The following is a 19,940-nucleotide window of genomic DNA, read 5'->3' on the forward strand; positions in this document are numbered from 1 at the left end:
TCGGCCCGGTACCAACTACCCGGAACACGACAGTACCGAGTCCCCAGAACACCGGTACCAAAAACTCGCATCTGACAGTTGGCGCTCCTTCTTTGAGTCCAAAACATGGACGTGCGCATTCCCTCGAGCGTGAATTTTCAAAAAATCCCTTGCCTGGTTCACCTCTCTTCGATATCCATTTCCCAGGAAGTTGTTTTTCTGAGGCTTGAGTGTCGTGAAAAACAACTCTGAAACAACTTTGCCAACAACTGTGTCTAGTTTAGAGCTCCCCTTTGTTGTGAAAAAGCAGGTCAGATAGGTTGTTGCTGGTTGTTTGTAGTTGTTTCGAGGTTGTTGTGAGTTGTTCGCGGTAGTTGTAGGCAGCGGCATGCGGCCTGGAGGGGGCTGAACCAGGGCTAATCCAGCTCTTGGTTCAGCTCCTCGCGCACCTTGGTGATGATTTCTCCGAGGAAGCCCTCGCAGCCATCGGTGATGATGGGGAATGTGGAGTCATCCTCGATGACACCCAGCGTGAACAGCAGGTCGCGGGTGATGGCGTGTGTGTAGTCGTATTCCGGGTTGAACTCCCACTCTCCACGGAATAAATGGACTAGTTCGAAGGAGAGCTGAGGAATGCCCTCCGGTTCGGCGTAGGCATAAGGGATGTTGTGCATGATGACCTGCGTTGCCCAGAGCGGATCGTTCATGGCCTTGCGGCCATATTTGGTGAGCTTGATCTGCGTCGTTGTGGTCTTGAGCCAATCCAGGTCCGTGAGGAATCCGCGCAGGTTCAGCAGCGGCTGGTGGTAGTCCTCGCGCTTAACATCATCAAAATCATTGGGGCTGTTCAGGCCTTCCTTGAGGCGGGCGACAGCCGCCTGCTTCAGGTAGCCGGCCCCGGTGAGGCGCGGAAATTCTTCGATGACCTCGAGGTATTCGCGCACGCGTTGGCCTACGTGGGCGGCGATGGCGTCGTCAAGCGCCGGCAGCTCATAGTCGGGACGCAGCTCCGGGTAGGCCTCGTGGATTTCCGCGCGCCATTCCTCCAGCATCTCCGAGGACGGCACCGGGATGTCCTCGAAGGGAGTGGAGCGGAAAGGATCAAGGGGGAGATCCCCGGGCAGCGCGGGCTTGGTGCCGCCTTCCAGGTTGGCGGCCTCCGTGCCCATGGTGGCCAGGCGCTGTGCTACTGCCGGCGGGAAGAACGTGGTGAGGCGCTGATGGATTTGGTCCAGTGTGTAGTTGGGGAAGAGCGCGAAGATGCGCTCCATGCTCTCCGTGGGCACGGCCATGTAGGCCATGGTCGCCTGGACATCGAGGACCACCTTGAACATCGCCTCGGCACTGCCCAGTTCACTCATAAGATCGGGGCCTTCACCGGCGATGAGGGCCGGCAGACCCATGACGACGTGCGAACTATCGGCCACGCTGATGCTGATATTCCAGGCGCCGTCCGAGGGGTGGTAGTGCGCTACTTCCCGGAATGTTTCGAAAAAGTCCTGGTCGATGATGGTGAGGACGTCGATCGGCGTGCCTTCTTCACCCACGAGGATTCCCGGATGGGAGGGCTCGAGGCCGAGCGCGGCGTGGACGATGATCATCATCTCGCCCACGGTGAGTTCCGCGGGGGCGGCGACGAAGCGGGACGTGGTGAAGAAGGGATTCTCCACGTCGATGCGGACGTTCCTAGCGAGGTTCATAGTGCCCGACAGTATTAGAAAACCGTGCTATTCGCGCGCCAACGCTTCGCCCACGCGCTTGCCCGAGTGGATGCAGCCACCAAGGAAGGTGCCCTCTAATGCGTTCTTTCCGTGCATACCGCCGCCGCCAAAACCAGAGGCCTCGCCGCAGGCGTACAGCCCAGGAAGAACTGTGCCATCGGGGTTCAGGCACTGGCCATCCAAGTTGGTCTCCAGGCCGCCGAGCGTCTTGCGGGTGAGGAACTTCAGGCGCACCGCGATGAGTGGGCCCTTGGTTTCATCCAGGATGCGGTGCGGGGGAGCAACGCGAATGAGCTTATCGCCTAAGAATCCGCGGGCAACGCGGAGGTAGTTGACTTGGGCGTCTTTGCTGAAGGCATTATCCAGCTGGGAATCGCGATTTTCCAGGATTTTTCTAAGTTGGGGTACCTCAATGGTGGGGGAGCCCTCAGGCGCAATGCGGTTCATTCCGGCAACGAGATCCTCCAGGTTATCTTCTACGACCCAATCGATTCCGTTCTCCATGAAAGCTTTGACTGCCACGTGTGTGCCGGGGCCGAGCTTGCCGGCGAGCTTCTTGAATTCCTTGTCCGTCAGGTCCGGGTTCTGCTCCGAGCCGGAGAAGATGAACTCCTTGTCCACGATGGTCTGGTTGAGCACGAACCAGGAGTAACCGTGCCCGGTCTGGCCAATGTGGGCCAAGGCCGCAAGGTTATCGGTGCCGGGGAAAAGGTTGGTAGGCAGTCGGTTGCCTTCGGCGTCGAGCCACAGCGCTGACGGACCGGGGATGATGCGGATGCCGTGGCCGGGCCAGATGGAATTCCAGTTGGTCATGCCCTCGGTGTAGGCCCACATGCGGTCCGTGTTGACCATGGAGGCGCCCGCCTGCTGGGCGATGTCTATGCCACGGCCGTCGACATGCGCGGGAACGCCCGTGACCAGTTCCTCCGGGCATTCGCCCCAGCGCTGCGTCGGCCACATGCGGCGGACCTTGTCCAGGTTGCCGCCGATGCCGCCGGTGGCGATGACGACAGCAGAGCCGCGCAGCTCGAAGTGCTTGACCACTTCTCTCGAGCTCGCCTCACCGCGTGGCTGGCTGGTGGGGGAGAGGACGCTGCCGCGCACGCCGACGACGCGCGGGCTGCCAGCGTCGTCGTTTTCGACGACGAGCTCGTCCACGCGGTGGCGGAAATGGAATTCGACCTGGCCTTGTTCTTCTGCTTTAAGGAGCGGCTCGCGGAAGACGCGCACGACCTCCGGGCCCGTGCCCCAGGTGAGGTGGAAACGCGGGACGGAGTTGCCGTGGCCGGAGGCATCGCCCGAACCGCGCTCGGCCCAGCCGATGGTGGGTAGGACGTTGAGGCCTAGGCCTTTGAGGTACGTGCGTTTCTCATTAGCGGCAAAGCGTACGTATTCGCGGCCCCATTTCGCGCCCCAAAAATCGTGCCGGTCATCCTCGGTCACTGGGTCATAGTCGGCAGAGTTGGCCCAGTCGCGCCAGGCCAATTCTTCGGAGTCCTTGACCCGCATCATCTTCTGCTCGGGGGAGTCGACATAAAACAGCCCGCCGAGGGACCAGAAGGCCTGGCCGCCGAGGTTATTGCGGTTTTCTTGTTCGAGGAAGATGACGTGCTTTCCGCCCTTGAGGGCCTCATAGCCGGCGACCATGCCGGCGAGGCCGCTGCCGACGATGATGACGGAGCCAGTGACCAAGTTAGTTTCTTTCATGACAGTAATGATAAAAGAAACCGGACTCGATTGTGTGACTTGGCTCGCACATTATCATCTTTACGCCGAGGCTGTGCCCTCGGCGTAGGTCGTGTTCACCTTCTCCACGAGGGTCAACACATCGTAGGTCGCCACAATCTCATCCTCCTGGTTGTAGAGCACGGCATCCCAGCAGACCTCGCCGTAGTCATCGGTCACGCGCGGGGTGATGCGTTTGGCGGTCAGTTCCACGCGGATGGAATCGTCATAGGTGACCGGCGTAATGAAGCGCAGGTTCTCCAGGCCATAGTTGGCCAGGACCGGGCCCGGCGCAGGCTCCACGAAGAGGCCCGCAGCCCAGGAGACCAGCAGGTAACCGTGTGCGACGCGGCGCGGGAAGAAGGGATTGGCCGTTGCGGCCTCCTCGTCAGTGTGGGCGTAGAAGGTATCGCCGGTCTTCTCCGCGAACTCGAGGATTTCCTCGAGGGAGACGTGGCGCAGGTCGGAGGCGAACTGGTCACCGATCTGTAGCGTAGCCAGGTCCTTGCGGAAGGGGTGGGTGCCCTGGCCATTCTCCATGTCGGCGCGGGTCACGCGCTGCACGGCCGCGCCGCGGTGCCACTGGCCCGTGATGGCGGTGAGGTGATCCGGGGTGCCCTGAATAGCGGTGCGCTGCATGTAGTGCAGGATGCCACGCACACCACCCAGTTCTTCGCCGCCGCCGGCGCGCCCCGGTCCGCCGTGGACGAGGTGCGGGAGGGGAGAGCCGTGGCCGGTCGAGGTCTTCGCATCATCACGGTCAAGGAAATGCAGGCGGCCGTGGTGGGCAGCAATGCCGAGTGCGTACTCGCGTGCCAGCTGCGGGTCATGCGTAATAACGGAGGCAACCAGCGAACCAGAGCCCAGGGCGGCGAGCTCGATGGCCTCGGCGGGGGAGTCGTAACCCAGGAAGGAGACGACGGGGCCGAAGGCTTCGGTGTCGTGGACCGCTGGGGTGCGATTATCGGCAAAGCGCAGGATAGTGGGGTTGAAGAACGCGCCCTCGGCCTCCTCGCCGCCGTAGACTACCTCGCCGCCGCCGGCCTTGAGCTTCTCGACGGCCTCCGCGACGTCCTGCTTCTGATCCGCGGAGACCAACGGACCCATGGTGGCGGAGGCATCGCGCGGATCGCCCACGACGACCTTGTCGCGCAGGCGTGCGCTGAGGGCTTCAATGGTGGCGTCGACAAGCGCATGCGGGACGATGGCGCGGCGGATGGCGGTACACTTCTGACCCGCCTTCGAGGTCATCTCCCCGAAGACTGCCTTGACGAAGGCCTCGAACTCCGGGGAGTCCGCGGTGACATCGGTACCCAGAATGGCAGCGTTGAGGGAGTCAGCCTCCGCGCTGAACTGGATGCCGCCCTCGATGACGTTGTGGTGTGCGCGCAGGGTATTCGCGGTATCGGCAGAGCCGGTAAAGGCCACGTGATCGCGGTAGTCCAGGTGATCCAACATGTCGCGGGCGGAGCCGGAGATGAGCTGCAGGCTGCCTTCCGGCAGGATCCCGGAATCGATCATGAGGCGAACACAAGCCGCGGTGATGTAGCCGGTCGGCGTAGCGGGCTTAACAATCGAGGGCACGCCCGCGATGAAGGCCGGGGCAAATTTCTCCAGCATGCCCCAGACGGGGAAGTTGAAGGCGTTGATCTGTACGGCTACGCCAGGGATGGAGGTGTAGATGTGGCGGCCGATGAAGGAGCCGTCCTTGGAAAAGACCTCTGCCTCGCCGTCCGGCATGACGGTGGAATTAGGCATCTCGCGGCGGCCCTTCGAGGAGAAGGTGAACATGGTGGAAATGCCGCCGTCGATATCGACGAAATTATCGCGCTTGTTGGCGCCGGCCTTGTTGGCCAGTTCGTAGAGCTCTTCGCGGTGATCCTGGAGGTAGATCGCCAGCTCCTTGAGTTTGAGGGCGCGCTCGTGGAAGGTGAGCTTCTGGAGGCCTTCGCGCCCGGTGCTGCGGGCGTAGTCGATGGCGCCGGCGATGTCGAGGCCTTCGGCGCTGACTCGAGCGATGACTTCTCCAGTGGAAGCATCGTGCACGTCAGCGACGCGTGAGGGGTTGTCCGGGGTGAGCCACTGGCCGGAGAGGTAGCTGGGGACGAGGGCTTCAGTCATAGCGAAAAGTTTGGCCTTTCCATTAGTTTCCGAACGGTTGGTCAGTAAATACAGGCTAGTATAGTCTGCGTCACATTTCTAGGATTAAGTAAGGAGTACGGCATGACCGCAGAGGTATGGAAGATTCAGTTGGGTGAGCTGGACAAGAAGATGGGTGTTGAAATCCTGGAAGAGTCGGCCCAGCGAGTGGTGGCCACCATGCCGGTCGAGGGCAATACCCAGTCCTTCGGGCTACTCCACGGTGGGGCCATGGCGTGCCTAGCGGAGGCCGTTGGTAGCTGGGCGGCGGTGATTCACGCTTCGACGCTGGGCAAGGTCGCCGTCGGCGTGGACATCAACGCAACGCACCACGCTTCCGGGCGCGCGGGTCTGGTCACGGCGACGGCCACCGCCATCAAGCTGGGCAAGACGCTGTGCTCCCACGAGATCATCATTACAGATGACGAGGGGAGGAGGCTGTGTACGGCGCGCATCACTAACGCGCTCGTGGCGTCGAAGGACAAGAAGTAGGAGCGCTAGGAAAAAGTGGAGGGGGAGTGCGGCTTATTCGGAGTAGTCGTAGAAGCCCTTGCCGGACTTGCGGCCCAGCTCCCCGCGGGCGACCATGTCGCGCATGAGCTGCGGCGGGCTAAAACGCTCACCTAGCTGGGATTCGAGGTATTCGGCGATGCCGAGGCGCACATCAAGGCCTACGATATCGGTCAGCTCCAGCGGGCCGATGGGGAACTTGTAGCCCAGCACCATGGCGTTGTCGATATCGCGCGGTGAGGCCACGCCTTCCTCCACCATGCGGATGGCCTCCAGCGCGATGGCCACGCCGAGGCGGGAGGAAGCGAAGCCGGGGGCATCCTTGACCACCACCGCGGTCTTGCCCAAGCTCTCGACCCAGTCCTTGGCGGTGTCCACGAGCGCCTCCGGCGTGGACTCGGCAACAACCACTTCCACCAGTTTGGAAGCTGGGACCGGGTTGAAGAAGTGCAGACCAATGACGTCGTTGGGGATGCTTTCTGCCAGCTGCGATACCGACAGTGAGGAGGTATTGGTGGCGACGACAGCCTCTGGGGCCGCTTCGGCGATATCCCGGAAGGCGGCCACCTTGAGATCCATCGATTCTGGAACTGCCTCAACCACGAGGTCGAAGCCGGCGAAGGCGGAGGCGGTGGTGGAAAAGCTGAGACGCTGATCCCAGGATTCGAAGGTGCCGTCCGCCCCGCGGTCGAGGGAGCCGCGGATGGCCTTGTGCACGCGCTCGCGAGCGGCGGCCACGGCGTCGTCGTTGATATCCACTACGGTCACGGACGCGCCGGCGGCGAGAAAGGCGTGCGCGATGCCCGCGCCCATACGGCCGCCGCCGAGAACGCCGACCTTGGCAGGAACCTGCAGTTCTGAGGACATGAGTTGATTCTCCTTGTGGGTGGAAGGTTTATTTCTTGCGGTCCAGGAAGGCCTGCATCCGCTCAAACTTGGCGGGGGACTCAAAAAGCACGGCCTGGGCGATGTTGTCCACCGCCGGGTGCGCTGCATCAGGCATAGAGATGAGCTGCTTAGTCAAACGCACGGCCAGTGGATCTTGCTGGGCGATGCGCTCGGCTAGTGCCAGGGCGCCGTCGACCAGCGCATCCGGCTCGTGCAGCTCGCTGACCAGGTGATTGGCCAGCGCCTCCTCGCCGTTGAGGATGCGCCCGGCCAGCAGAATCTCCTTCGCCAGCGGGGTGCCCACGCACTCCTTGAGGCGCCAGGTGGCACCCGCGGCGGCAGCGATACCCAGGCCGGCTTCAGGCTGGCCAAACTTGGCAAAAGGAGTGGACACGCGGAAGTCGGCGGCTAAGGCCAGCTCCAATCCGCCGCCGAGGGCGTAGCCATCCACCGCTGCGATGACGGGGGCGGGCAGCGAGGCGATGCGGTGGAAGATGCCGGAATTGATGCCGCGGAGGGCGTCCTCGCGGCGGCGCTCACGAAGCTGCGCGATGTCCGCCCCGGAGGCGAAGATCCCGCGGGGGCCCTTCGGGGTATCCACGGTGCAGCCGGTGATGATGAGGATGCGGGGATCGGACTCGAGCTGCGCGCAGAGTTCGTGGAACTCCGCCACCATCTGCTCATCGATGGCATTGCGGACGGCGGGGCGGTTGAGCTTGGCGAGGACAATCTCGTCATTCTCACCGCGCGTCGAAATCTCAATGGCAGTAGTCATTTAGACCCTCTCAATCGCAATTGCGGTGCCCTGGCCCACACCCACGCACATGGTGGCGATGCCGCGGCTCAACCCGTCCGTTTCCAGGCGGTTGAGCAGGGTCAAGGTGATACGGGAACCGGAAGAACCCAGCGGGTGGCCCAGCGCGATGGCGCCGCCCCAGGTATTAACCTTGTTCTCATCCAAGCCCAGCTCGCGGATGCAAGCGATGGACTGGGAGGCAAAAGCTTCGTTGAGTTCGACGGCATCCACGCTGTCCAGCTCCCAGCCGGCGCGCTCCAGCACGTCGCGGGTAGCCGGGATGGGGCCGGTGCCCATGATCTCTGGGCGCACACCGCGTGCGGAGTTGGCCACCACGCGGGCGCGGGCGGTCAGGTTGTGCTTCTTGAGGGCCTCGTCGGAGGCGACAATGACGCAGGAGGCGCCGTCGTTCAGCGAAGAGGCGTTACCTGCTGTGGTGACGTCACCCAGGGAGGTCACCGGGCGCAGCTTGGCCAAGACCTCCATCGTGGTGCCCGGGCGGGGGCCTTCGTCGGTGTCGACGACGGTGACGTTGCCCTTGCGGTCGGTGACCTCGATGGGCACGATTTCCCTGGCAAACTTGCCGGCCTCGATGGCAGCGAGCGCGCGCTCCTGGGAACGCACTGCGAAGGAATCGGCGTCCTCGCGGCTAATACCGAAGACGTTGGCCACCTCCTCGGCGGTCTCCGGCATGGAGTAGGTCATCTTCTCCTGCTCCGCGAACTTCGGGTTGGCAAAGCGCCAGCCAATGGAGGTATCAAAAACCTGGCCTGGCTTAGCAAAAGGCTTGTTTGGCTTCTCCATGACCCAGGGGGCGCGGGACATGGATTCGACGCCACCGGCGATGACAATATCCGCCTGGCCGGACTCCACGAGGGCGGTGGCCAGGGCAATCGAGGACATGCCCGAAGCGCACAGGCGGTTGACCGTGATGCCCGGTACGGTGTCCGGGAACCCGGCGAGCAGCCAGGACATGCGAGCAACGTTGCGGTTCTCTTCGCCGGCGCCGTTAGCGTTGCCGATGATGACTTCATCCACCGCGGAGGGGTCGAGTCCGGCCTCCTCCACCGTCTTCTTGATTGCGGTGGCCATGAGGTCATCTGGGCGAACCGAGGATAGTGTGCCGCCGTAGCGGCCCACGGGGGTGCGGAAGCCGGATACCAGGTATGCAGTCATGTGATTCCTTAGCTGTGGTGGGTTAGCTGTCGTGTGTTCTAGAAGGTCTGGAGGTTTTAGCGGCCGTGGAAGACCGGCGGGCGCTTCTCGTTGAAAGCGGCGAAGCCTTCGTAGTAGTCCTCGGTATCGCAGAGCTTTCCCTGAGCGATGTTCTCGGCATCGACGCTGGCCCACAAACCGGTGCCGTTATCGCGGATGTCCTGGACCAGGGTGCGGCTGGTGAGGAAAGCTTGGGTGGCGCCGTGGGCTACGCGCTGGGCGACGCCCTGGGTAAACTCCAGCAGCTCCTCCGCAGGTACTGCGCGGGAGAAGAGCCCCGCGCGCACTGCCTCCGCGCCGGAGATGAGGTCACCAGTGATGATGAGGTCCATCGCGCGGTGCGTTCCTAGGCGCTCGACGAAGAGGGAGTGCCCACCTGAATCGAGAGTGGCGCCCAGGTTGGCAAACGGGGAGCCGAACTTGGCGTCTTCGGCGACGTAGACGACGTCACAGGCCAAAGCGAGACCGAGGCCGACACCCAGGCATGGACCGTGCACGGCGGCGAAGGTGGGGGCAGGAAAGTTGTCGATCTTCTTGAGCACGGGAGTGACAACGTCCGCGAGGTAGGCAGTGGCATCGTCCTCACGCGGGTTGAGCCCCTTGATGTTACGGCCGGCGCAAAAGCCTTTGCCCTCACCGCGCAGGATGAGCGCGCGGGGGCTAAGCTCTGCGGCTTCATCGAGGGTGCGGGAGAGCTCGGCAAGGTCCTCCTCCGCGAGGGAGTTCAGGGCCTTCGGGTTGTTGAGTACGAGTTCGACGACTCCGGCTTCGGCGTCGTGGTGCAGGTCGATCATGTGTGTTTCTCCTAGGCGTCGAAGTCGAGGACGATGTTCGGGGTGGTGGGGCGCGACTGGCAGGTCAGGATGTAGCCGGCCTCGACCTCGTCGGCCTCTAAGGCGTAGTTCTCCGCCATGTCGACCTCACCCTCCACCAGCTTGGCGCGGCAGGTGCCGCACACGCCGCCGGCGCAGGCGAAGGGGACGTCGGAGCGCACGCGCAGGGCGGCGTTGAGCAGGGATTCGTTGGCAGAGACCGGGGACTCAACGGAGCCGGAGAGGCCATCGAGCTGGAAATTAATGCTGACGTTATCGCCTTCCGGATCCACCTCGACGTGGCGCCCAGCCTGGTTCTGGTCTCCGGAGGGCTTGCCGGTGGTGAACAGCTCGTAGCGCACATCCTTCTCACCGACATCACGGCTGGCCAGCTCATCGCGTACCAGCTGCACCAAGTCGAAGGGTCCGCAGAGGAACCACTCGTCGACGTTGTCGGTGCGCACCACGTTATCCAGCAGGGTCTGAAGTTTTTCAGCGTCGATGCGCCCGGAGAATAGCGGATTGACGCGCTGCTCGCGGGAGAGGACGTGGTGCACGGCAAAACGCGTGGGGAACTTGTCCTTGAGGTCACCGATCTCTTCGGCGAACATGACGTCACCGCCGCCTTTGTTGGCGAAGATGAGCTCAAAAGTGGTGTCGGGGGAGCTGTGGAGCACCGTCTGCGCAATCGCCATGATCGGCGTGATGCCGGATCCCGCAGCGATGGCCACGAGGTGCGGATTCTCGAGCTTCTCCAGCTCCTCGCGGACAGCCTCAGGATTGTTCAGACCGGTCAGGTGGGTCTTCGAGGTGAATGCGCCCTGCGGATTCATGACATCCATGGTGTCGCCGGGCTGCAGAGTGTCGTTGGCCCACGTGGAGAACACGCCACCGCGGTCGCGCTTGATGGCGACGCGCAGCACGCCGTCGCGAGGCACATCGCAGATGGAATAGGAGCGGCGGACTTCTTGGCCGTCGATAGTTGCCCGCAGCGCAACGTACTGGCCGGGGATGTAGTCATAGTCGTCCTGGAGCTCCGGAGGAATAGCGAAGGAAACCTCCACGGAGTCTGAAGTCAGGGCGCGCACCTCGGACACGGTCAGGGTGTTGAACGTGGCCTTCTTCTTTGCGGGGGCAGACGGGGTCGTGGTCATTAGTGCACCTTGAAGTAGTCGAAGGGTTCCAAGCAGTCCTGGCAGTTATAGAGAGCTTTGCAGGAGGTGGAACCGAATTGGGCAAGCTTACGTGTGCGGCGGGAGCCACAGTGGGGGCATTCGATGGCCGGCGGCGGTTCGAGCGTGAGCGGGATAGGACCTTCCGGCGTGGCCCGGGTTGTACCGCTGGGCGGGGCAATGCCGTAGTCCTTGAGGTTTTGCCGGCCGGTCTCCGTCATCCAATCGGTGGTCCACGCCGGGTGGAGAACGAGGTCGACACGCACCTTGGCGTAGCCGGCGTCGGTCAGCGCTGTGGTGATGTCCGTCGTGATGTGCTCCATGGCGGGGCAGCCGGAATAGGTTGGGGTAATCGTGACCACCGCAGTATCGCCTTCCAGGCGTGCATCTCGGAGAATACCAAGGTCAGCGATGGAAATAACGGGGATTTCCGGATCGGGCACCTCGGCGGCGACGTCCCACACGTGGGCGTCGTCAGGCTGCGTGGGGCGCAGCGGGTGGGACTTATCTGTGATGGACACGATGAAACCTTGGTCCTTTCCTTTTCTCTACCAGGTCGCGCCGGGGTGTTGGCGCGCCAAGGACTGCATCTCCGCGAGGATGAAACCGCGGTGCTCGGAAAAGCGCCCGGTGCGCTGCCCGGAGCGGGCTTGCTTGACCTCCGGGATAGCCAGACCTGCCTTGTCGAGGACGTAGGCGATGCGCTCATCGAACTGCGCGCGCAGGCTCGAGGGCAGATCAGCGATGCCTTCTGCCGCCAGCTTCTCGTGGAGCGGGAGATCCTCGAAGAGCTCGTCAAGGTAGGGCCACATGTACATCAGGCCCTCCGTGATACGGCGGTGAGACTCCTCGGTGCCGAGGCCAAGACGAAGGACCCACTGGTTGGCGTGGTCGACGTGATACTCGACTTCCTTGATGGCCTTGGCCGCGATAGCCGCCAGGGTCTCATCCGTGGACTCCAGCAGGGCGGTGTAGAGCCCGTATTGGTAATAGGAAAAGAGCAGCTGGCGGGCGATGGTGTAGCCGAAGTCGCCGTTCTCCTGCTCGACCAGGCGGGCGGAGCGGAACTCCTCCTCATTGCGGAAGTAGGCCAAGTCATCCTCGGTCTTGTCCCACGCGGTGCCGGCATAGGTGAGAAGGAAGCGGGCATGTCCAATGAGATCGAGAGCGATATTGCCCAGGGCGATATCCTCCTCCATCTCCGGTGCCCGCGAAATCCACCAGCCCAGGCGCTGGGCCAGGATGAGGGCGTCATCGCCCAACGTGAGCGCATAGCGCGCCGTGTCCTCGGGTGCGACTGCGCCGGAGGCGGCGATGTCTTCTGCGGTGATGCCGTTGCCCTGCGATTGCTTGGTCGCAGAATCGGCGGCTGCAAATCCGGTCACAGGTGCGGCACTCCTTCCGACTTGTCGTAGTACGTGGCGTGGCGGTAGCTCTTACCTTGCGGGGACTCGAAGAATCCGCCCTTGGAATCAGGGTCGGAAGAGGCAATGGCCTCGCTGGGTACGACCCAGACGGAGGTGCCTTCGTTGCGGCGGGTGTAGAGGTCACGGGCGTTGCGCAGGGCCATCGTGGCATCCGGTGCGTGGAGCGAGCCGGCGTGGACGTGAGAAAGGCCGCGGGAGGAACGTACGAAGACCTCCCACATGGGCCAGTTAGAGCTAGACATGGAATCTTCCTTAAGGTCTCGAAACTGGTTGGGCAGTGTGCTTAGGCGTTAAGCAATGAGCGAGCTATCAGCCGAGTGGTGCTTCTCGGCGTAGGCTGCGGCAGCCTCACGGACCCAGGCGCCATCGGCATGCGCTTGGCGGCGACGCTGCATCCTCTGCACGTTGCAGGGACCCTCGCCCTTAATGACGGCCTTGAACTCGGACCAGTCAAGCTCACCAAAGTCATAGTGGCCGCGCTCCTCGTTCCACTTCAGGTCTGGGTCCTCGAAGTGCAGGCCAAGGGCCTCGGCCTGTGGAACGATCATGTCCACGAAGCGCTGGCGCAGCTCATCGTTGGAGAAGCGCTTGATGTTCCATGCCATGGACTGCTTGGAGTTGGGTGAGTCATCATCCGGCGGGCCGAACATCTGCAGTGCCGGGCCGTAGAAACGGTTGATGGCTTCCTGCGCCATCTGCTTCTGCTCGGGGGTTCCGTGGGACAGCTCGTAGAGGATCTCCCAGCCTTGACGCTGGTGGAAGGACTCTTCCTTACAGATGCGCACCATGGCTCGGCCGTAGGGAGCGTAGGAGGCGCGGCAGAGCGGCACTTGGTTGCAGATGGCAGCACCATCCACCAACCAGCCGATGGCTCCGATGTCGGCCCACGTGCGCGCCGGGTAGTTGAAGATCGAGGAGTACTTGGCGGTGCCGTCGAGCAGCTGCTGTACCAGCTCGTCGCGGGAGGTGCCCAAGGTCTCCGCAGCGGAGTAGAGGTAAAGGCCGTGGCCAGCCTCATCCTGCACCTTGGCCATGAGGATGGCTTTGCGCTTGAGCGAAGGTGCGCGGGTGATCCAGTTGGCCTCCGGCTGCATGCCGATGATTTCGGAGTGCGCGTGCTGGGAAATCTGACGCGTCAAGGTCTTGCGGTAGGCAGCTGGCATCCAGTCGTTGGGCTCGATGCGGGAATCTTCCGCGATGAGCTCGTCGAAGCGTTGCTGTGCTTGTGCTTCATCCGCAGCCGGGACGGCGGCGAGTGTTTTCTCTGATGGGGTCATGGGAGGAATCGTTCCCTCTCTGCTCAGTGTCGGCTTAATAATACTTACTGACTGGTTGGTCAGTATATGGCGCAGGTGTGAGCTATGTCAACCATATTTGTGAGCTGCGCCCTACTTGTTGCGATTCTGGGGCTTGGCGGGCAGCACGCGGAATGTGCCGCGGAATTCGGCGATGGGCTTTCCCTTGATGCTGAGGGTGACATCGACGACGCCGTTGCGGCCCCAGGCTTGGCGGGTCACCCCAACCCCGTCAACGACGTCACCTTCGAAGGCGGGGGCGATGTAGTGGATTGAGTTGTGCGCGGCAACGGCCAAGTCGCCACCGGAATTGCAGGTGCCGGCGAAGATGGAATCGGCGAACATGTACAAATAGCCGCCTTGTGCCGTACCGTGCCCATTGCACATTTCAGGGCGGATGGTGAAGTGGCCTTCACACCTGCCGAGGTCCAGCGCGGTAATTTTCGCACCAATTTCCGCAGTGGCGCGGTCGTCATCGAACATGGCGCGTACGTGGGTGAACTCGGGGCCTTCGGCGACGCCGGGGGCGAGGATGGGGTGCTCGGTGCTCATGGGAAATCCTCCTTGGGAAGGGTCTTCCGCAGTGCTGCCGAGGGAGCGAAAAGGGGTGTGGTGGCTCACTAGTCTAACGGTGCTCGGGGCTCTCTGCTTGAATGGACTGCGTGAAGAATGAGAAATCCGCTGTCCAGGGCGCGGCCCGTGGCCGCCCCGGCTACTCCCGTGAAGATGTCATTCGTGCAGCCGTTCGTGCTTTTACTGCCCGCGGCTACGACGCCACGTCGATGGATAACGTGGCGAGCGAATTGGGGATTTCCAAGTCTGCGCTGTATCACCACATCTCGTCGAAAGAAGAGATCTTGGAACTGACGGTAGTGCAGGCGCTCAGCCGTTTGGAGGCGGTCGCGGAAGAGATGGCCGCGGCCGATGTGTCGGCGGGGGAGAGGGTCCGCGGGCTATTGCGTGGCTCGATTGAGGTGCTGTGCTCCGACCCGAAGTCTGTCGCGCTCTTGCTCCGTTTGCGTGGAAACTCCGAGGTGGAGCGGAGTGCGTTGGAGCGCCGCCGTACGCTGACGCGTTCCGTGGTTCCGCTGGTGGAGGCTGCTCAGGAGGAGGGGGCTATCCGCTCCGACATTGAAGCTCCGCTGTTGACCCGCATGATTTTCGGAATGATCAACTCCACGTCCGATTGGTATGAGCCGGAGGGGCGGCTTGATGCCGAGGAGCTGGCCAGCACCTTTGAGCGTGTTGTTTTTGGCGGCCTAGCTCCGCAAGCGATGGGCTAGTCGCGATGGGCGAGTAACTGATCGGCTAGTCGGAGGCGAGCGTTTCGCTCCGCCGTTGGGGCTCCATATGGGGGTGGGGGCTTCTTTTGGCTGTGAAACCGCCGTGGCCTGCGATGATGTGTCGCGCATCAAAAACTTAGCCTAATTGTGTTGTCTATCACCACACTGGCCTGTAGTGTACGTCACAAGACTTACCCAACCGAACGGTAAGTAAGTTTCGCACATGTTGTGCGTTGTCCCAGCTAACCAACTTCTTGCAGCACTTTCGATGGAGCTTGAGGGGTGTGGAATTTCCCTCTCCTCGAAATGAAAGGCAAATGACGTGACCGCAACGTTTGACATTTTCTCTGACCACCACGGCCCGCAGATGGGCATTGAGTACGCCTCTCGCGATGAGATCATCGCGCTGCAGACCGCGCGCGCGAAGAACGAGCTTCGCCACGCGTACTACAACGTCCCGCACTACCGCCGCGCGTTTGATGAGAAGGGCGTTCACCCGGATGACTTCAAGGAACTCTCGGACTTTGCGTTGTTCCCGTTCACCGACAAGGAAACCCTTCGTGCGGAGTACCCCTTCGGAATGTTTGCCGTAGGCCAGAACCAAATCTCCCGTATCCACGCTTCTTCCGGCACCACGGGTCGCCCGACCGTCGTGGGATACACCGAGAATGACGTGCGTATTTGGGCCGAGCTCGTCGCCCGCTCGCTGCGGGCAGGCGGCCTGCGCAAGAGCGATAAGGTCCAGATCACCTTCGGCTATGGCCTCTTTACCGGCGGCCTGGGTGCCCACTATGGTGTCGAGGCCCTAGGAGCCACGGCGATTCCGACCTCCGGTGGTCAGACGGAACGCCAGATCCAGATCATGCAGGACTTCCAGCCGGACGCAATCCTGGGTACGCCGTCTTACGTGCTCAACCTCCTTGACCGTATGCGCAAGGAAGGCCTGGACCCGCGCGAATCCTCCCTGCGCGCTGGTGTCTTTGGCGCCGAGCCCTGGAGTGAGGGTATGCGCCGCGAGCTAGAGGAAGGCTTTGGTATTACGGCCACCGATATCTACGGTCTCTCCGAGGTGATGGGTCCGGGTGTGGCCCAAGAATGCGTGGAGACCAAGGATGGCCTGACCGTCTGGGAGGACCACTTCTACCCAGAGATCATCGATCCGGAGACCATGCAGCCGGTTCCGGACGGTGAGTACGGTGAGCTGGTTATCTCCTCCCTGACCAAGGAAGCCTTCCCGATCATCCGCTACCGCACCCATGACATCACCCGCCTGCTCCCAGGCACCGCGCGGTCGATGCGCCGCATCGACCGCATCTCCGCCCGTAACGATGACATGATCATCCTGCGCGGCGTGAACTGCTTCCCGTCGCAGTTCGAGGAGATCATCACCGAGGACCGTCTGCTTCGTCCGCGCTACCAGTGCGTGCTGAGCAAGCGCGGCCGCATGGACCACCTCACCCTAGTGGTTGAGCACTCCTCGGACGCGACCCCCGATCAGATCGACGCTTCTGCCCAGTGGTTGAAGAAACAGATTAAGGAGCGCATCGGCATCAGCGTTGGCGTCGAGATTACTGACCACGTTGATTGCGGTGAGGGCAAGGCCAAGAGGATCGTCGACAACCGCGATCAATAGACCGCTCTCGGTTTTTCGGGCGTGCCCAGCTCACTATTTGTCTCCTTAGTTCACTGGCTTTAACTGTATCCGCCGTGCTTCTGCACCCATAGAGAAAAGACTTCCACTATGTCTGCACCAGTCACCCAACAGCCTGCCCAAGGGCCGGGAATTACCACAGAGCACAAGCGCGTGCTCGCCGGATCGATGGTCGGCACCACCATTGAGTGGTTCGACTTCTTCATCTATGCCCAGGCCGCCGGCCTGATCTTTGCCACCCAGTACTTCGATCCGGTCTCCAATGAAAGCGCTTCGCTCGCGCAGATCATTTCCTGGGCGTCACTGGGTATCTCCTTCCTCTTCCGCCCCCTCGGCGCCATCCTGGCCGGTCACTTGGGTGACAGGCTCGGGCGCAAGCCGGTCCTCGTCGTCACGTTGGTCGGCATGGGCCTGGCCACCATGCTGATGGGCGTGCTGCCCACCTACGCCTCCATTGGCATGGCAGCGCCTATCTTGTTAGTGGTCTTGCGCATCCTTCAGGGCCTTTCCGCCGGCGGCGAATGGGGTGGTGCGGCGATGCTGGCCGTTGAGCACGCCCCGCAGGGCAAGCGCGGACTGTTTGGTGCTTTCCCGCAGGTAGGAGTGCCCCTCGGCATGTTCCTAGCCACCATCTTTATGCTGGTGCTCTCCGCCGTCCTGACCTCGGAGCAGTTCCTCGCATGGGGCTGGCGTATCCCGTTCCTGTCCTCCGTCGTGCTCATTCTTCTGGGCTACCTGATCCGCCGGGCGGTGGAAGAGTCCCCGGCCTTCGCGGAAATGGAGGAGCTGAAGGAAAAGTCCACCGCACCGCTCGCGGTCCTGTTCAAGGGGCACCTGGGAACCGTCATTAAGTGTGCGCTCATCTTTGCCGCCAACAACGCTATTGGTTACTTCGTCATCGCCTACTTCACCGCTTATGGCACGAAGGTGGTGGGTTATACACGCCCTCAGGCCCTCGCGGTAGCCTTGGTTGCGTCGATCGGCTGGTTCATTGGAACGCTGTACTTTGGCCACTTCTCCGACAAGGTTGGGCGCCGCACGACGTTTATTGGCGGCTACGCTGTCTTGGCGCTGTACATCACCCCGGTGTTCTTGGCGGTAGATTCGGGCAACGTCATGCTTTTCGGTGCAGCTGTGTTCCTGCTGGGCGTCATCTTGGGTGCGAGCTACGGCCCGCAATCGGCGATGTACGCGGAGATGTTCCCGGTTAAAGTGCGCCTGTCGGGCGTGTCCATCGGCTATGCCTTCGGTTCCATTATCGGTGGCGCCTTCGCCCCAATGATTGCGGAGATGCTCTACTCCAAGTTCGAGACTTCCATGGCCATCGCTGCTTATGGCATTGTGATTTCTATCGTCTCCCTCATTGGTGTGCTCGCCGTTCCCAAGGGGATTCAGAACCGCGATCTGCACGTCTAGTCGCGTCACATCCTTTTCTGCCCTTTACCCTTCATCGCTCAGCCTCCTTCCGGATTCATCGTTGCGGACAGGTGCTAGGCGTTGAGGGGTAGTAGTGGTTTTGAGGTCCTAGCCATGGGGTTTCGGCAGGGATAAAGAACTAGAAATAAGTATTCAAAACGGTACCTATAGGTTGGCAGTTAGGCTATGCTTCTCGCTAATACTCGTCGTACGCGGCCCGTATAAACAATTCCTAGGGTCTCGCCGTGCGCGATATTTGCTCAAGAAGAAAGTTCTCTCATGACCACATCAACCCCGCATAAGACTCGCTCGACACGCGATACTTTTAATACGCGCTTTGTCTTCCTCATGGCCGCCATCGGATCCGCCGTTGGCCTAGGTAATATCTGGCGCTTCCCCTACGTTGCTTATGACAACGGTGGCGGCGCCTTCCTCATCCCGTACATGGTTGCCTTGCTCACCGCCGGTATTCCTATCCTGTGGTTCGACTTGGCCATTGGCCACCGCTTCCGCGGTTCTGCACCGCTGGCATTTCGCCGTATCAGCAGCCGCTGGGAGGGAATCGGCTGGTTCAAGGTCGGCGTGAACTTCTTCATCGCCATCTACTACGCCGCCATCATTGCCTGGGCGGCGCTCTACACCATCAAGTCTGTGAACCAGGCGTGGGGCGAGGATCCATCAACGTACTTTATGAGCGACTTCCTCCAAGCAAACCCGGAGGCAACCTACTCGGGCCACGTCGTCCCCGCCATTCTCGGCGTCATGATCCTCGTGTGGATCGTCTGCATCGCCACGTTGGCCACGAGCATCAACAAGGGCATCGGTAAGCTGACCTCCATTTTCCTGCCGGTCCTGGCCGTCATGTTCATCATTCTGGTGATCCGCGCCTTCTTCCTCGACGGCGCCGCCGAGGGTCTCAACGCCTTCCTCACTCCGGATTGGTCCGTGCTGAGCAACCCATCGGTGTGGATCGCCGCCTATGGGCAGATTTTCTTCTCCCTGTCCATTGGTTTCGGCATCATGATCACCTACGCCTCCTACCTCAAGCCGCGCACCAACCTCACCAATACGGGTCTGGTTACCGCCTTTGCAAACTCCTCCTTCGAGGTTCTCGCCGGCATCGGTGTTTTCGCCACCCTGGGCTACATGGCTGCCCAGCAGGGCGTGGCCGTGGATGAGGTGGTGTCCTCCGGTATCGGCCTGGCCTTCATCGCTTTCCCGACGATCATCAACCTCATGCCGCTCGGCGGACTGTTTGGTGTCCTCTTCTTCGGCTCCCTCTTCCTGGCTGGTGTGACCTCGTTGATTTCTATCATGGAGGTCGTCGTCTCTGCTGTGGCAGATAAGTTCAACGTCTCTCGCCGCGTTTCTGCCATCACCGTTGGCGGCACCATGGCGGTCGTGTCCTGCTTCCTGTTCTCCACCTCCTCGGGCCTGGTCACCCTGGACATCATGGATAAGTTCACCAACAACCTGGGCATCGTCTTCGGCGCCATCTGTGCCCTAGTGGTCGTCGGCTGGGTCACCGGTCGCCGCCGCGAGATCCAGCAGCACCTCAACGCCGTCTCGCACTTCAAGGTCGGTGGCTTCTGGCAGTTCCTGACCTTCATCGCCACCCCGCTGCTGCTCGTCTACTTCTTGGTCAACGAGATCATCACGATTGCCCGCGAGGGCTATGAGGGCTACTCCTCCACCCAGATTGGGCTCTTCGGCTGGGCAGCGCTGGGCGTCATCCTGCTCGCCAGCTTCGTCATGCCGCTGGTGGCCTTCCGCGGCAACAAGTACCTGGACGGAATGGAGACCTCGGACTACGGCGTTCCTGTGGGCGGCCGCCCGGCCGGCACACCGAACCCGCTTGCCACGGGTAAGCCTGCCGCACCGATCACGGACGACAAGTAACGGCTATTAAGA

At 61.8% G+C, this 19,940-nt stretch carries 18 protein-coding genes; 5 read left to right on the forward strand and 13 right to left on the reverse strand.

Going from position 1 to position 19,940, the window contains the following annotated elements:
• Positions 1–395: 395 nt before the first annotated feature.
• Genes QP363_RS09930 through paaZ form a run of 3 tightly spaced genes read right to left on the reverse strand, consistent with a single transcriptional unit; the run spans position 396 to position 5,546 of the window.
• Entirely contained in the window at positions 396–1,679 is a 1,284-nt protein-coding gene (locus QP363_RS09930) for a hypothetical protein (RefSeq protein WP_284764402.1), read from the reverse strand.
• A 27-nt stretch (positions 1,680–1,706) separates the two neighbouring features.
• Positions 1,707–3,407 (reverse strand): FAD-binding dehydrogenase, encoded by a 1,701-nt coding sequence (locus tag QP363_RS09935; protein WP_284764404.1) that lies wholly within the window; start codon positions 3,405–3,407, stop codon positions 1,707–1,709.
• 60 nt (positions 3,408–3,467) lie between these two features.
• Positions 3,468–5,546 (reverse strand): phenylacetic acid degradation bifunctional protein PaaZ, encoded by a 2,079-nt coding sequence (paaZ, locus tag QP363_RS09940; protein ID WP_284764406.1) that lies wholly within the window; start codon positions 5,544–5,546, stop codon positions 3,468–3,470.
• A 102-nt stretch (positions 5,547–5,648) separates the two neighbouring features.
• Here paaZ and QP363_RS09945 point away from each other — a divergent pair, with 102 nt between their 5' ends.
• Positions 5,649–6,056 carry a PaaI family thioesterase gene (locus QP363_RS09945; RefSeq protein ID WP_070444647.1) on the forward strand — a complete coding sequence of 136 codons (408 nt, stop codon included), beginning with the start codon at positions 5,649–5,651 and terminating at the stop codon, positions 6,054–6,056.
• Positions 6,057–6,089: 33 nt separating this feature from the next.
• Here QP363_RS09945 and QP363_RS09950 read toward each other — a convergent pair whose 3' ends face one another.
• The 10 genes from QP363_RS09950 to QP363_RS09995 all read right to left on the reverse strand — a co-directional run bounded on the left by QP363_RS09950 (position 6,090) and on the right by QP363_RS09995 (position 14,231).
• Entirely contained in the window at positions 6,090–6,941 is an 852-nt protein-coding gene (locus tag QP363_RS09950) for a 3-hydroxyacyl-CoA dehydrogenase family protein (protein ID WP_284764407.1), read from the reverse strand.
• Between the two features lie 28 nt (positions 6,942–6,969).
• Positions 6,970–7,737 (reverse strand): enoyl-CoA hydratase/isomerase family protein, encoded by a 768-nt coding sequence (locus tag QP363_RS09955; protein ID WP_070444651.1) that lies wholly within the window; start codon positions 7,735–7,737, stop codon positions 6,970–6,972.
• Entirely contained in the window at positions 7,738–8,934 is a 1,197-nt protein-coding gene (locus QP363_RS09960; protein WP_070444653.1) for an acetyl-CoA C-acyltransferase, read from the reverse strand.
• Positions 8,935–8,990: 56 nt separating this feature from the next.
• A complete protein-coding gene (locus QP363_RS09965; protein WP_070729687.1) occupies positions 8,991–9,767 on the reverse strand; it encodes an enoyl-CoA hydratase/isomerase family protein in 777 nt (258 codons plus the stop codon).
• 11 nt (positions 9,768–9,778) lie between these two features.
• Positions 9,779–10,939: a 1,2-phenylacetyl-CoA epoxidase subunit PaaE gene (gene paaE / locus QP363_RS09970; RefSeq protein WP_070711349.1), complete on the reverse strand. Its 1,161-nt coding sequence runs from the start codon at positions 10,937–10,939 to the stop codon at positions 9,779–9,781.
• Positions 10,939–11,478, reverse strand: a complete 540-nt coding sequence (gene paaD, locus QP363_RS09975; protein WP_070711348.1) for a 1,2-phenylacetyl-CoA epoxidase subunit PaaD — start codon at positions 11,476–11,478, stop codon at positions 10,939–10,941. Before paaD ends, paaE begins: the two co-directional genes overlap by 1 nt.
• A 27-nt stretch (positions 11,479–11,505) precedes the next feature.
• Positions 11,506–12,342: a 1,2-phenylacetyl-CoA epoxidase subunit PaaC gene (paaC, locus tag QP363_RS09980; RefSeq protein WP_284764414.1), complete on the reverse strand. Its 837-nt coding sequence runs from the start codon at positions 12,340–12,342 to the stop codon at positions 11,506–11,508.
• The gene (gene paaB / locus QP363_RS09985; RefSeq protein ID WP_039672784.1) at positions 12,339–12,626 is read right to left on the reverse strand and encodes a 1,2-phenylacetyl-CoA epoxidase subunit PaaB; all 288 of its coding nucleotides are present in this window, start codon (positions 12,624–12,626) and stop codon (positions 12,339–12,341) included. The genes paaC and paaB overlap by 4 nt, the downstream gene beginning before the upstream one ends.
• 48 nt (positions 12,627–12,674) lie before the next feature.
• A complete protein-coding gene (gene paaA / locus QP363_RS09990) occupies positions 12,675–13,661 on the reverse strand; it encodes a 1,2-phenylacetyl-CoA epoxidase subunit PaaA (RefSeq protein ID WP_284764423.1) in 987 nt (328 codons plus the stop codon).
• 111 nt (positions 13,662–13,772) lie between these two features.
• Complete coding sequence (locus tag QP363_RS09995) at positions 13,773–14,231, reverse strand: hotdog fold thioesterase (RefSeq protein ID WP_070444665.1); 459 nt, start codon at positions 14,229–14,231, stop codon at positions 13,773–13,775.
• A 110-nt stretch (positions 14,232–14,341) separates the two neighbouring features.
• Between QP363_RS09995 and QP363_RS10000 the strand changes: the two genes are divergently transcribed.
• From QP363_RS10000 to QP363_RS10015, 4 genes are all read left to right on the forward strand, one after another.
• Positions 14,342–14,962 (forward strand): TetR/AcrR family transcriptional regulator, encoded by a 621-nt coding sequence (locus tag QP363_RS10000; protein WP_246822960.1) that lies wholly within the window; start codon positions 14,342–14,344, stop codon positions 14,960–14,962.
• Positions 14,963–15,284: 322 nt separating this feature from the next.
• Positions 15,285–16,595 (forward strand): AMP-binding protein, encoded by a 1,311-nt coding sequence (locus QP363_RS10005; protein WP_070444669.1) that lies wholly within the window; start codon positions 15,285–15,287, stop codon positions 16,593–16,595.
• Between the two features lie 108 nt (positions 16,596–16,703).
• Positions 16,704–18,029 (forward strand): MFS transporter, encoded by a 1,326-nt coding sequence (locus QP363_RS10010; protein ID WP_216381851.1) that lies wholly within the window; start codon positions 16,704–16,706, stop codon positions 18,027–18,029.
• A gap of 279 nt (positions 18,030–18,308) precedes the next feature.
• Positions 18,309–19,928, forward strand: coding sequence for a sodium-dependent transporter (locus tag QP363_RS10015; RefSeq protein WP_284764426.1), 1,620 nt, complete (start codon positions 18,309–18,311; stop codon positions 19,926–19,928).
• Positions 19,929–19,940 lie beyond the last annotated feature (12 nt).

The organism is Corynebacterium sp. UMB6689, assembly GCF_030215295.1.
Lineage (GTDB): Bacteria > Actinomycetota > Actinomycetes > Mycobacteriales > Mycobacteriaceae > Corynebacterium > Corynebacterium aurimucosum.